This is a genomic window from Streptomyces sp. ISL-12 (assembly GCF_018614415.1).
GTDB lineage: Bacteria > Actinomycetota > Actinomycetes > Streptomycetales > Streptomycetaceae > Streptomyces.
In genome coordinates this window covers 27,905-40,701 of the sequence record NZ_JAGGOO010000067.1, presented here as the reverse complement: position 1 = coordinate 40,701, position 12,797 = coordinate 27,905, and the positions used below count along the sequence as shown (strand labels likewise).

The window sequence follows — 12,797 nt, the reverse complement described above, 5'->3', positions numbered from 1 at the left end:
GGTCCATTGTGGTGGGGGCGTGTCGCGGTCCCGTCGCTTCTAGGGCCTGTCGTTTGGATCAGGACGCAGGACATCGGCGGGACTTGTCCATGCCGGTGAGCGGGGTCTGGTGCGTGCAGCTGCAAGGCGGAGGAGGGAGTCGACGCGGAGCGTCGGCGAGTGACGACAACGCCGCAGATGCGCGTGCCAGACCCCGCGTCTGCGGCGTGATCCAAACGACAGGCCCTAGCCCGCCCCTGAACCCGGTCCCTGAACCCGTCCCGGACGCCCCCGCCGGTCAGTCGCCCGGCCCCGGGTCCGGGTGGACCGGGGAGGCGAGACCGGCGCGGGCCGCCTCCAGCTGTGCGGCGAAGGCGATGCCGAAGAAGAGCGCCACGGCGGTGAGGTTGGCCCACAGCAGCAGGGCGACGAACGCGGTCAGCGGCCCGTACAGGGCGCCGAAGGAACCGCTCTCCTCGACGTAGAGCGCCAGCAGCCAGGTCGCCGTCACCCACAGGAGGATCTGCAGGGCCGAGCCCAAGGCGAGCCAGGTGTAGCCGGGCTGGACCCGGCGCGGCGACCACCGGAAGATCACCGCGGAGGCGATCCACGCCAGCGCCAGTCCGGTCGGCACCTCCAGCGCGCTCCACCAGCCCGGCACGCCCCCCGCCCGCCCGGTGGCCCGCATCACCGCGTCACCGACCGCCTCACCGGCGACCAGGACGACGAACCCGAGCACCATGGGCATCCCCGCGGTGACCGCGAGGGCGATCGCCCGGGCGTACTTGAGGGGGAGGGGGCGGTCGCGTTCGATGCCGTAGATGCGGTTGGCGCCCCGCTCGATCTGGCCCATGGCCGACGCGAGGTTCAGCAGCGCGAAGCCCAGGCCCAGCCAGAGAGCGAGCGTGCTCCACACGTCGCCGTGAGCGGACCGCCGGGTCCGCGCGAAGGCGTCCGCGACGACATCGCCGCTGGCCCCGGGCACGATCCGGCCGAGGGTCAGTTCGACGACGCGCCCCACGGTCTCGGTGTGCGCGCTGGTGGCCAGGCCCACCAGGGCGACGGTGAACGGCACCAGCCCCAGCACCACCTGGAAGGCGAGCGCCCGCGCGTTGGTGAAGCCGTCCGCGTAACGGAACCGCGCGAAGGAGTCGGCCAGCAGCCGCACGCCCCCGTAGTGCCGCAGCGCGGTGAACGCCTCGTCCCCCGACAGCTCCTCCCCACGCATGTCCCTGGTCTGCGGGACGTGTACGGCGGTGCCCACGGCGCCCACCCTTCCTCGCGGCGGACCCCTGTCCCGGTGCCGCCGAGTGACGTGTTCCGTCCGTCCAGACTGCCCCCGTTCCGCCCGGGCATCCCGTCAGCCGACGCGGGCGTGTGCGCTCCGCGGCCGTGACGCCGGAGCGCCGGCACCGCACCGCCGCCGGACCCCGTGAACGCCTCAGAACCTCGGCGCGGGAGCCTGTTCCTCCACGATGGCCGCCGCCTCCTCCTCGCTCTGCACCGACGGCGGGGACCCCTCCAGCGGCTGCCGCGCGGTCTCCTTCATGCAGGCCACCGCCACCACCCCGACCAGGGCCGCCGCCATCGCGTAGTACGCCGGCATCATCTCCGAGCCGGTCGCGCCGATCAGCGCGGTGATGACCAGGGGAGTGGTGCCGCCGAACAGGGACGCCGACAGGTTGTAGCCGACCGACAGGGAGCCGTAGCGCACCGAGGTGGGGAACATCGCGGGCAGCGCCGCCGACATCGTGCCCAGCAGACACACCAGCGACAGGCCGAGCATCAGCATCCCGCCCGCCACGGCGAGCGGGCTGCCCTGCCGCACCAGCAGGAACGACGGGGCGGACAGCACGAAGAAGCCCAGCATGCCGGTCATCAGCACGGGCTTGCGGCCGTACCGGTCGGAGATCCGGCCCACCTGGTTGATGACCAGCATCAGCACGATCATGGTGACGACGAGGATCAGCAGCCCGTGCGTCTCGCTGTAGTGCAGCTCGTCCGAGAGGTACGTCGGCATGTACGACAGCAGCATGTAGTCGGTGATGTTGTAGGCACCGACCAGGGCGACGCACAGCACCAGCATCCGCCAGTGCTGCCGGAAGATCTTCGCGAGGTCGCCCCGGGCCGTCGTCTCCACCGCGGTCGCCGCGTCCGAGACGTGCACGTTGCCCTCCTCCAGCTTCAGGAAGGCGGGGGTGTCGTCCAGGCGCATCCGCAGATACAGACCGACGACCCCGAGCGGACCGGCGACCAGGAACGGGATGCGCCAGGCCCACGCGTCCACCGCGTCCGTGCCCAGCCCCGCGGTGAGCGCGGTCACCAGACCCGCCGCGCAGGTGTACCCGGCCAGCGTCCCCAGCTCCAGGAAGGAGCCGAAGAAGCCGCGCCGCTTGTCCGGCGCGTACTCCGCGATGAACGTGGAGGCACCGCCGTACTCGCCGCCGGTGGAGAACCCCTGGAGCAGCCGGAACAGGATGAGCAGCAGCGGCGACCAGAAGCCGACCGCGGCGTACGTCGGCAGCAGCCCGATCGCGCAGGTGCCGATCGCCATCAGGATCATCGTCAGCGCGAGGACCTTCTTACGGCCGATCTTGTCGCCCATCGGCCCGAACACCATGCCGCCGATCGGCCGCACCAGGAAGGCGACGGCGAACGTGGCGAACGAGGACAGCAACTGCGCGGTGTCGCTCCCGGACGGGAAGAAGACGCGGCCGATGGTGCCGGCCAGATACGCGTAGATGCCGAAGTCGAACCACTCCATGGCGTTGCCGAGGGCGGCGGCCTTCACCGCCCGCTTGACCGCGCGCTCGTCCGTCACCGTGATGTCCGACCGGCGCAGCCGGGGGTTCTGCCTGCGTCTGATGGCACGGAAGAGAGCCGGGTGACGCTTGAGAGCCGCGGAATCGGGCACGGGCCCGTTGTCGGTGGGAGACGTGGCTGCGTTCCTTTCCGGGGGCATAGCGCTCCAAACGGAACTTATGCTCGTTCATATGCTTTCCAGCTGCACCTGCCACAAAATGCAGATTTCACTCGTACGGATCGGTGTCGCGTCGATCACCGAGTAGGCTGCGGAGCATGCGGATCGCCGTCTCCTCGGACATGGACGAACCCGTCGCCCGCCTCCTGGTGGAGGAACTGCGCGGCCGGGGCCACGAGGTGCTGACCCACGGCGCGCTGCGCCCCGGGGACGACCCCGGGTGGGCGGTGTGCTCGGAGCGGGCGGCCCGTGAGGTCGCCGCCGGGCGTGCCGACCAGGCGGTGGTGTGCTGCTGGACCGGCACCGGCGCGTCGATCGCCGCGAACAAGGTGCCGGGCGTCCGCGCGGCCCTGTGCGCGGACGCGTACACGGCGGACGGCGCCCGCCGCTGGAACGACGCCAACGTCCTCGCCCTCAGTCTGCGGCTGACCTCCGGCCCGCTGCTGACGGAGATCCTCGACGCCTGGTTCGCGGGCGAGCCCAGCACGGACGCCGAGGACCGGGAGAGCGTGACCCACGTGACCCGGCTCGACGCCGCCCACCCCGCCCCGTGACACCTGCGGTCGGGGGCACGGCACCTCGGCCGACCGCCAACGGCACACCCAGCCCCCGGTCACCCCGGCGCCCCCCGTTTCAGAGCGTCAGCACCTTCTCCAGCGCCCCCAGCGCCCCCTGGAGCTCCTCCGCCGTGATCGTCAGCGGCGGTGCCAGCCGGATCGTGGAGCCGTGGGTGTCCTTGACCAGGACGCCCTCCCGCATCAGGCGCTCGCTGACCTCGCGGCCGGTGCCCAGCGCCGGGTCGACGTCGACGCCCGCCCACAGCCCGCGCGCCCGGAAACCCACGACACCCCGCCCGACCAGCGCCGCCAGCCCCTCCCGCAGCAGCACGCCCAGCTCGGCCGCCCGCCGCTGGTACTCGCCCGTCTCCAGCAGTTCCACCACCGCCGCACCGACCGCCGCGGCCAGCGGATTGCCGCCGAACGTGGAGCCGTGCTCGCCCGGACGCAGCACCCCGAGCACCTCCCGCCGGCCCGCCACCGCCGACACCGGCACGATGCCGCCGCCCAGCGCCTTGCCGAGCAGCACCAGGTCGGGGACGACCGCCTCGTGCTCCACGGCCAGGGTGTGCCCGGTGCGGCCCAGCCCCGACTGGATCTCGTCCGCCATGAACAGACAGCCCGCCCGCCGGGTCACCTCCCGCACCCCGGCCAGATAACCGTCGTCCGGGATCAGCACCCCCGCCTCGCCCTGGATCGGCTCGATCAGCACCGCCGCCGTCGTCCCGTCGACCGCCGCCTCCAGTGCCGCCAGGTCGTTGTACGGCACGACGCGGAACCCGGGCGTGAACGGTCCGAAGCCCGCGCGGGCCGTCTCGTCCGTGGAGAAGCTCACGATCGTCGTCGTACGGCCGTGGAAGTTGTCCGCCGCCACCACGATCGTCGCCTCGCCGTCCGGGACGCCCTTCACGTCGTACGCCCACTTGCGGGCCACCTTGATGCCGCTCTCCACCGCCTCCGCGCCGGTGTTCATCGGCAGCATCATGTCCATGCCGGTCAGCGCGGCGAGGCGCTCGGCGAACAGGGCGAGACGGTCGTTGTGGAAGGCGCGCGAGGTCAGCGTCAGCCGGTCCAGTTGACGGTGGGCCGCCTCGACCAGCGCCGGGTGGCGGTGGCCGAAGTTGAGCGCCGAGTAACCGGCCAGCAGGTCCAGGTAGCGGCGGCCCTCCACGTCCTCCATCCAGACGCCCTCCGCGCGGGCGACGACCACGGGCAGCGGGTGGTAGTTGTGCGCGAGGACCGGCTCCTCCGCGCGGATCAGCTCGGCGGACGTCCGGGTGTGCGCGGTCGTGGTCATCAGCGGATCTCCTGAGTGCAGCACTTGATGCCGCCGCCCGCCTTGTGGAACTCGGACAGGTCGACGGGGACAGGGACATAGCCGCGCTCGGCGAGCCGGCCGGCGAGGGCCGTCGCCCCCGGTGAGATGAACACATGACGCCCGTCACAGACGGAGTTGAGGCCGAACGCCAGCGCGTCCGCGCGGGTCGCGAGCACCGCGTCCGGATACAGCCGGGCGAGTACCTCACGGCTGCCCGGACTGAACGCCTCGGGGTAGTAAGCCACATTGTCGTTGTCGAGCACGAACAGCGCCGTGTCCAAGTGGTAGAAGTACGGATCCACCAGTGTCAGCGAGATCACCGGCACGCCGAAGAACTCCTGCGCCTCCCGGTGCGCCTCCGGCGCCGTACGGAATCCCGTGCCGGCCAGGATCCACCGCCCGGCCGGCGCCAGGTCGCCCTCGCCCTCGCACACCGACCCCGGATGCTGCACCTCGTACCCCCGCTCCTTGAACCACGCCTCGTACGGCAGTGACTCGGCGCGCCGCTCGGGCGCGAGGAAGCGGGAGCCGAGGACGCGGCCCCCGACGACGACCGCGGCGTTGGCGGCGAACACCATGTCGGGCAGGCCGGGCAGCGGTGCGACACGCTCGACGGTGTGGCCGTGGGCGCGGTAGGCGTCGACCAGGGCCTGCCACTGGTCGAGGGCGCGGATGACGTCCACCGACCGGTCGGGGCTCATCCACGGATTGATCGCGTACCGCACGGCGAAGTGCCGGGGCTCGCAGACCAGGAAGCGCCGCCTGTGCGGCACACGGGAGTCGGGCACAGCGGGATCCCTCCGCTTCGCTCACAGGGGGTGACGGGGTGTGTCACCACGGTAAGAAAAGGCGGAGACGCGCGACAAGCGACGAAAGCTGCGTGTGCGCGCAGCAATCATGCGCAGTTCAGCCGTTCAGCGCAGGTCCGCTGCGCGCACAGGGGCCTCGTCAGGGACAGGATGGCTGGCCCCGGCCTCCGGGCTGTCCGGGATCAGATGCGACAGCACCATCACACTGATCGTCTTCCGGATGAACGGCTCCACCCGGATCCGCTCCAGCACCTCCTCGAAGTGCTCCACGTCCCGCGCCCGTACGTGCAGCAGCGCGTCCGCGCCGCCGGTCACGGTCATCGCCGCCGTGATCTCCGGATGGTTGCGCACCACCTCCGCCAGCCGCCGCGGCGGCGCCGCCCCCTCGCAGTACACCTCCACGTACGCCTCCGTCCGCCAGCCCAGCGCGGACGGCCGCACGGTCGCCGTGAACCCGGTGATCACCCCGGTCTCCCGCAGCCGGTCGACCCGGCGCTTGACCGCCGTCGCCGACAGCCCGATCCCGGCGCCGATCTCGGCGAAGGACGTCCGGGCGTTGGCCATCAACGCGGTCACGATCTTCCGGTCCAGCTCGTCGAAGGAGCCCGGCCTGCTGTTCATGCGGGCACTGTATCCATCACATACGTCCACGTCGGGCCCGTGTTCACAGGTCCGGATCGCCCCTAGACTCCACGTCCATGCTGCGCGCCCTGGCCGTCGACGACGAACGCCCCTCGCTGGAAGAGCTGGTGTACCTGCTCGGTGCCGACCCGCGGATCGCGACCGTCGAGGGCGCCGGCGACGCCACCGAGGCGCTGCGCCGCGTCAACCGCGCCCTGGAGTCGGGCCCCGACGGACCGGACGCCCTGGACGTGGTCTTCCTGGACATCCAGATGCCCGGCCTGGACGGCCTGGACCTGGCCCGGCTGCTCACCGGCTTCGCCCGGCCGCCGCTGATCGTGTTCGTCACCGCCCACGAGGACTTCGCCGTACAGGCGTTCGACCTCAAGGCCGTCGACTACGTCCTCAAACCCGTCCGCCGGGAGCGCCTGGCCGAGGCCGTCCGCCGCGCCGCCGACCTGCGGGGCGCCCTGCCGCGCATCCCCGTCCACGAACCCGACCCCGGCCACATCACCGTGGAACTCGGCGGCGTCACCCGCTTCGTCGCCGTCGACGACATCACCCACGTCGAGGCCCGCGGCGACTACGCCCGGCTGCACACCGCCCAGGGCAGCCACCTGGTCCGCATCCCGCTGTCCACCCTGGAGGAGCGCTGGCGCTCCCGCGGCTTCGTCCGCATCCACCGCCGCCACCTGGTCGCCCTGCGCCACATCGGGGAACTGCGCCTGGACGCCGGCACGGTCAGCGTCCTGGTCGGCGGCGAGGAACTCCAGGTCAGCCGCCGCCACGCCCGGGAACTGCGCGACCTGCTGATGAGAAGGACCTGAACCGTGCCCCAGGACCCCGCCGAGCGCCGCGTCACCGTCACCGGCCCGCCCCGCCGCACCCGCCGCCGGACCTCCGCCTACTACCGCCCGCGCACCGAGATCGACGAGCAGACCACCCTCGGCCACACCTACGTCCGCTCCCTGATGCGCACCCAACTGCGCGCCGCCCTCACCGTCTTCGCCGTCCTCGTCCTGCTCATCGGCCCGCTCCCGCTGCTGTTCGCCGCGATGCCCGACGCCCGCCGCCTGGAGTGGGCCGTCCTCGGCTTCGCCCTGTACGCCCCGCTGGTCCTGCTCGCCCGCTGGTACGTGCGCCGCGCCGAACGCAACGAGCGCGACCTGGTCCGCCTGGTCGAGGACCGCTAGCCACCGTGCAGTCGAGCTACGCCGTCCCCGCCGTCGCCCTCGTCGTCGTCGCCACCGTCCTGGTCGGCGCCTTCGGCCTGCGCATCTCCCGCACCACCTCCGACTTCTACGTCGCCTCCCGCACCGTCGGCCCCCGCCTCAACGCCGCCGCCATCAGCGGCGAGTACCTCTCCGCCGCGTCCTTCCTCGGCATCGCGGGGCTGCTCCTGGTCCAGGGCCCCGACATGCTCTGGTACCCGGTCGGCTACACCGCCGGCTATCTGGTGCTGCTCCTCTTCGTCGCCGCCCCGCTGCGCCGCTCCGGCGCCTACACCCTCCCCGACTTCGCCGAGGCCCGGCTCGCCTCGCAGGCGGTGCGGCGCCTCGCGGGCGCCTTCGTCGTCGGCGTCGGCTGGCTCTACCTGCTGCCCCAGCTCCAGGGCGCCGGGCTGACGCTGACCGTGCTCACCGACGCGCCGGACTGGCTCGGCGGGGTCATCGTCGCCGTCGTCGTCACCGCCACCGTCGCCGCCGGCGGCATGCGCAGCATCACCTTCGTCCAGGCCTTCCAGTACTGGCTCAAGCTCACCGCCCTGCTCGTCCCCGCCCTCTTCCTGATCCTGGCCTGGCAGGCCGACGGCGCCCCCAGCCGCGCCTTCGACGAACCCGCCGCCTTCCGCGAGCAGCGCACCGTCCGCGTCCAGGACACCCTCACCCTGAAGCTCGGAACCCCGCTGACCGTCACGGTCGACGGCACCGTCGACGGCCGCCGCCACGACGGCACCCGGCTCCACCTGCCCACCGGCCCGCACCGCGTCGACGCCGGCACCCGCCTCACCTTCGCCCCGCACACCCCCGTCCCCGCCGCGACCGTCCACGGCGCCGACGACGCCCTGACCCCGTCCCGCGCCGAGAGCCGCACCGAACGCCCGCTGTACGCCACCTACGGCCTGATCCTCGCCACGTTCCTCGGCACCATGGGCCTGCCGCACGTCGTGGTCCGCTTCTACACCAGCCCGCACGGCGTCGCCGCCCGCCGCACCACCGTCGCCGTCCTCGGCCTGATCGGCGCCTTCTACCTGCTGCCACCCGTCTACGGCGCCCTCGGCCGCCTCTACGCCCCCGAACTCGCCCTCACCGGTGACGCCGACGCCGCCGTACTGCTGCTGCCCGGCCGCATGATCGGGGGAGTGGGCGGCGATCTGCTCGGCGCCCTGGTCGCGGGCGGCGCCTTCGCCGCGTTCCTCTCCACCGCCTCCGGACTGACCATGGCCGTCGCGGGCGTCCTCACCCAGGACGTCCTGCCCACCCGCGGCGTACGGCACTTCCGGCTCGGCACCGCCCTCGCCATGGCCGTGCCGCTCGCGGCGAGCGTCCTGGTGGGCGGGCTGCCGGTCGCCGACGCGGTCGGCCTCGCCTTCGCCGTCTCCGCCTCCTCCTTCTGCCCGCTGCTCGTCCTCGGCATCTGGTGGCGGCGGCTGACCCCGCCGGGCGCCGCGGCCGGGATGCTGGTCGGCGGCGGCTCCGCGCTGCTCGCCGTGGCCGCCACGATGGCCGGCTTCCCCGGCGACGGCGCGCTGCACGCCCTGCTGGCCTGGCCCGCGCTCTGGACGGTGCCGCTGGGCTTCCTCACCATGATCACGGTGTCGCTGGCCACCCCGGGCCGGGTGCCGGCCCAGGCCGCGGCGATCCTGGCCCGGTTCCACCTCCCCGAAGAACTGCGCACGGAGGAACTGCGCCCTCACGAAGGCAGAGCGGCATGAGCGGATTCCTGGCGGGACTGTGCGTGGCCGTCCTCCCGCTGCTGGCGGCCGGCTTCTGGCTGGGCCGGCGCACCGCCCGCCCCGAGAACCTCGGCGGACTGGGCACCCCCGTCGAGCACGCCACCTTCCAGACCCTGCACACCGCCTCCCTCGCCGCGCCCCCGCTCCGGGCGGGCCTCACCGAGGAGACCGCCCGCAAGTCCGCCCGCAAACTGCGCTCCCTGCTCGGCACCGACGCGCTGTGCCTGACGGACACCGAGGAGGTCCTGGTCTGGGACGGCGCCGGCGGCCACCACCGCACCGAGATCATGGAACTGCTCGCCGGCCCGCTGGAGACCGGCCGCGGCGAGGCGTTCCCGCTCACCTGCTCCGCCCCCGACTGCGCGGTGCGCTGGGCCGTCGTCACCCCGCTCACCGTCGACGACCGGGTGCACGGCGCGCTGGTGGCCTGCGCGCCCCGCGAGTCCGCCGTCCTGGTCCGGGCGGCCGGCGAGGTGGCCCGCTGGATCTCCGTACAGCTGGAACTCGCCGACCTCGACCGCTCCCGCACCCGCCTCATCGAGGCCGAGATCAAGGCACTGCGCGCCCAGATCTCCCCGCACTTCATCTTCAACTCGCTCGCGGTGATCGCGTCCTTCGTCCGCACCGACCCCGAACGCGCCCGGGAGCTGCTGCTGGAGTTCGCCGACTTCACCCGCTACTCGTTCCGCCGGCACGGCGACTTCACCACCCTCGCCGACGAACTGCACGCCATCGACCACTACCTGGCCCTGGTCCGCGCCCGCTTCGGGGACCGCCTCGCCGTCACCCTGCAGATCGCCCCCGAGGTCCTGCCGGTCGCGCTGCCCTTCCTCTGCCTCCAGCCCCTGGTGGAGAACGCCGTCAAGCACGGCCTGGAGGGCAAGTCCGGCACCTGCCGCATCCAGATCACCGCGCAGGACGCGGGCGCCGAGGCCCTCGTCGTCATCGAGGACGACGGCGCCGGCATGGACCCCGCCCTGCTCCGCGCGATCCTCGCCCGCGAGGTCAGCCCGTCCGGCGGCATCGGCCTGTCCAACGTCGACGACCGGCTCCGCCAGGTGTACGGCGACGACCACGGCCTGGCCATCGAGACGGCCGTCGGCGCGGGCATGAAGATCACGGTCCGGCTGCCGAAGTACCAGCCGGGCGTCCACTCGGCCGCCCGGCCGGCCCGCGGCTGAACCTCAGGCGCTGCGGGAGGCGACCATCCCCAGCGTGATCAGACCCAGCAGCACCCAGCCGAACCACAGCCAGCCGTTGCTGCCGAGCGCCACCGTGTAGGCCGTCACCGCCACCAGGCCGCCGATGGTCAGCGCCCCCATCGTCTTCGTGGAACCGTCCGTGGAACCGGGCATCGCGACACCCTCCTCATGGGCCGATCCCCTCCATGGTGCCCCGAAGCGCCCCGCTCAGCTCCCGCGTGTCTGCAAAGAGGCCAGATAGGCGTTGTACGCCGCCAGCTCCTTGTCGCCGTCCCGGTCGGCGGCCCGGTCCTTGCGCCTGGCCTGCCGCTGGTCCGAGGCGTACCACTGGAACAGCAGCGCGATCAGCACCAGGACCGAGGGCACCTCGCTGAACGCCCAGGCGATCCCGCCGGCCGCGTTCTGGTCGGAGAGCGCGTCGATGCCGAGCGAGGCGGGCGGGTTCTCGAACGTCGAGACCATCGGCGAGGACGCCATCATCAGCGCGATACCGAAGAACGCGTGGAACGGCATGCCCGCGAAGAGCTCCAGCATCCGCATCAGATAGCCCGGCCGGTGCGGGCCCGGGTCCACGCCCATGATCGGCCAGAAGAAGACCACGCCGACGGCGAGGAAGTGCACCATCATCGCGATGTGCCCGACCTTGGAGCCCATCAGGAAGTCGAACAGCGGCGTGAAGTACAGCGCGTACAGGCTCGCGATGAACAGCGGGATCGTGAACACGGGGTGGGTGATCACCCGCATGTACCGGCTGTGCAGCAGCATCAGCAGCAGCTCCCGCGGCCCCTTGCTGCCCCGCACGGCGGCCGGCGGCAGCGCGCGCAGGGCGAGGGTGACCGGGGCACCGAGCAGGATCAGGATGGGCGACACCATGCTGATGACCATGTGCTGCACCATGTGCACGCTGAACATGACCATGCCGTAGTCGTTCAGCTTGGTGCACATCACCAGTGCGATGCTCAGCACGCCGACCACGAAGGCGACGGTCCGCCCCAGCGGCCAGGAGTCCCCGCGCCGCGCGAGCCGGACGACCCCCCAGCCGTAGAGCGCGAGCCCCAGCAGGCAGGCGACGAGGAAGAACGGGTCCATGGACCACCCGAGCCCCCGCCCCAGCGTGAACGGCGGCAGCTCGGTCATCATGCCGTGCCCGCTGTGATCCATCGCCGGCTCCCATTTCATGCTGATTGACGCTGTCTGTCCGCCCCAAGACTAGAACCGCCCCCGGCGACCGATGTCACCGGGGGCTGAACAGCGCGTCCCATGAGGGGCGCGGGACTGTGCCGGCCTAAAGAACGCACTCCGCTTCCGCGTACCGGTCCCCGGGCACCGTCTTCAGCGTCTCCACAGCCTCCGCCAACGGCACCGTCACGATGTCCGTCCCCCGCAGCGCCGTCATCTTCCCGAACTCGCCCCGGTGCGCGGCCTCCACCGCGTGCCACCCGAACCGCGTCGCCAGCACCCGGTCGTACGCCGTGGGCGTCCCGCCCCGCTGCACATGCCCGAGGATCACCGGCCGCGCCTCCTTGCCGAGCCGCTGCTCCAGCTCGATGGAGAGCTGCCGGGCGATCCCCGCGAAGCGCTCGTGGCCGTAGACGTCCTTGCCGCCCTCGTCGAACGTCATCGTCCCCGGCTTCGGCTTGGCGCCCTCCGCCGCCACCACGATCGCGAACCGCTTGCCCGCCGAGAACCGCTCGCCGACCTTCGCGGCCAGCTCCTCTATGTCGAAGGGCCGTTCCGGTACGACGACGGCGTGCGCGCCGGCCGCCATCCCGGAGTGCAGCGCGATCCAGCCGGTGTGCCGGCCCATGACCTCGACGATCAGCACCCGCTGGTGCGACTCGGCGGTGGTCTTCAGCCGGTCCAGCGCCTCGGTCGCCACCGTCACGGCGGTGTCGAAGCCGAAGGTGACGTCCGTGACGGCGATGTCGTTGTCGATGGTCTTGGGCACCCCGACTATCGGCAGCCCGTTGTCGGACAGCAGCCGGGCCGCCTTCAGCGTGCCCTCGCCGCCGATCGGGATGATCGCGTCGAGCCCCAGCTCCCGGACATGTCCCCGGGCCCGCTCCACGCCGTCCCGCAGCTGCTCGGGACGGACCCGGGAGGAGCCGAGGATGGTGCCGCCGAGGGCCAGGATGCCGCCCACGGCGTCGAGGTCGAGCTTGAGGTAGTCGCACTCCAGGAGGCCCTTCCAGCCGTCCCGGAAACCGATGACCTCGTCGCCGTGGTCGGCGACGGCACGGTGCACGACGGACCGGATGACGGCGTTCAGGCCGGGGCAGTCGCCGCCGGACGTGAGGACACCAATGCGCATAGCCCGATTTACCTTCTCCAGTGGGCACGGGTCCGGACCGCGATGTCCGGCTCGGATGCCGCCA

13 protein-coding genes are annotated in these 12,797 nt (G+C 72.3%); 5 read left to right on the top strand and 8 right to left on the bottom strand.

Translation table 11 applies throughout. The annotated features are described in order from the left end of the window. Positions 1-277 precede the first annotated feature (277 nt). Both J7I94_RS18905 and J7I94_RS18900 read right to left on the bottom strand, forming a co-directional pair. A complete protein-coding gene (locus tag J7I94_RS18905) occupies positions 278-1,243 on the bottom strand; it encodes a YihY/virulence factor BrkB family protein (protein ID WP_215168307.1) in 966 nt (321 codons plus the stop codon). 177 nt (positions 1,244-1,420) lie between these two features. After that, positions 1,421-2,941: an MFS transporter gene (locus tag J7I94_RS18900; RefSeq protein WP_215168306.1), complete on the bottom strand. Its 1,521-nt coding sequence runs from the start codon at positions 2,939-2,941 to the stop codon at positions 1,421-1,423. 116 nt (positions 2,942-3,057) lie between these two features. Between J7I94_RS18900 and J7I94_RS18895 the strand changes: the two genes are divergently transcribed. Continuing rightward, positions 3,058-3,513, top strand: coding sequence for an RpiB/LacA/LacB family sugar-phosphate isomerase (locus J7I94_RS18895; protein WP_215168305.1), 456 nt, complete (start codon positions 3,058-3,060; stop codon positions 3,511-3,513). A gap of 79 nt (positions 3,514-3,592) precedes the next feature. Here the strand turns inward: J7I94_RS18895 and rocD are convergent, their stop codons facing one another. The 3 genes from rocD to J7I94_RS18880 form a co-directional block, all read right to left on the bottom strand. Continuing rightward, on the bottom strand, positions 3,593-4,813 hold the full coding sequence (rocD, locus tag J7I94_RS18890) for an ornithine--oxo-acid transaminase (protein ID WP_251075373.1): 1,221 nt from the start codon (positions 4,811-4,813) through the stop codon (positions 3,593-3,595). Continuing rightward, complete coding sequence (gene ddaH / locus J7I94_RS18885; RefSeq protein WP_215168304.1) at positions 4,813-5,622, bottom strand: dimethylargininase; 810 nt, start codon at positions 5,620-5,622, stop codon at positions 4,813-4,815. Before ddaH ends, rocD begins: the two co-directional genes overlap by 1 nt. 126 nt (positions 5,623-5,748) lie before the next feature. Continuing rightward, entirely contained in the window at positions 5,749-6,264 is a 516-nt protein-coding gene (locus J7I94_RS18880; RefSeq protein WP_215168303.1) for an Lrp/AsnC family transcriptional regulator, read from the bottom strand. Between the two features lie 77 nt (positions 6,265-6,341). Here J7I94_RS18880 and J7I94_RS18875 point away from each other — a divergent pair, with 77 nt between their 5' ends. The 4 genes from J7I94_RS18875 to J7I94_RS18860 are packed head-to-tail and all read left to right on the top strand — an operon-like array spanning position 6,342 to position 10,401. Continuing rightward, the gene (locus J7I94_RS18875; RefSeq protein ID WP_215168302.1) at positions 6,342-7,091 is read left to right on the top strand and encodes a LytTR family DNA-binding domain-containing protein; all 750 of its coding nucleotides are present in this window, start codon (positions 6,342-6,344) and stop codon (positions 7,089-7,091) included. A 3-nt stretch (positions 7,092-7,094) separates the two neighbouring features. Next, positions 7,095-7,457: a hypothetical protein gene (locus J7I94_RS18870; protein WP_215168301.1), complete on the top strand. Its 363-nt coding sequence runs from the start codon at positions 7,095-7,097 to the stop codon at positions 7,455-7,457. Positions 7,458-7,462: 5 nt separating this feature from the next. Then, a complete protein-coding gene (locus J7I94_RS18865) occupies positions 7,463-9,199 on the top strand; it encodes a cation acetate symporter (protein ID WP_215168300.1) in 1,737 nt (578 codons plus the stop codon). Next, positions 9,196-10,401: a sensor histidine kinase gene (locus J7I94_RS18860; protein ID WP_215168299.1), complete on the top strand. Its 1,206-nt coding sequence runs from the start codon at positions 9,196-9,198 to the stop codon at positions 10,399-10,401. The genes J7I94_RS18865 and J7I94_RS18860 overlap by 4 nt, the downstream gene beginning before the upstream one ends. 3 nt (positions 10,402-10,404) lie before the next feature. Here the strand turns inward: J7I94_RS18860 and J7I94_RS18855 are convergent, their stop codons facing one another. From J7I94_RS18855 to J7I94_RS18845, 3 genes are all read right to left on the bottom strand, one after another. Further along, the gene (locus tag J7I94_RS18855; RefSeq protein WP_215168298.1) at positions 10,405-10,575 is read right to left on the bottom strand and encodes a hypothetical protein; all 171 of its coding nucleotides are present in this window, start codon (positions 10,573-10,575) and stop codon (positions 10,405-10,407) included. A gap of 54 nt (positions 10,576-10,629) precedes the next feature. Next, positions 10,630-11,583, bottom strand: coding sequence for a cytochrome c oxidase assembly protein (locus tag J7I94_RS18850; RefSeq protein WP_215168297.1), 954 nt, complete (start codon positions 11,581-11,583; stop codon positions 10,630-10,632). A 124-nt stretch (positions 11,584-11,707) separates the two neighbouring features. Continuing rightward, entirely contained in the window at positions 11,708-12,733 is a 1,026-nt protein-coding gene (locus tag J7I94_RS18845) for a 6-phosphofructokinase (protein ID WP_215168296.1), read from the bottom strand. Positions 12,734-12,797: the final 64 nt, after the last annotated feature.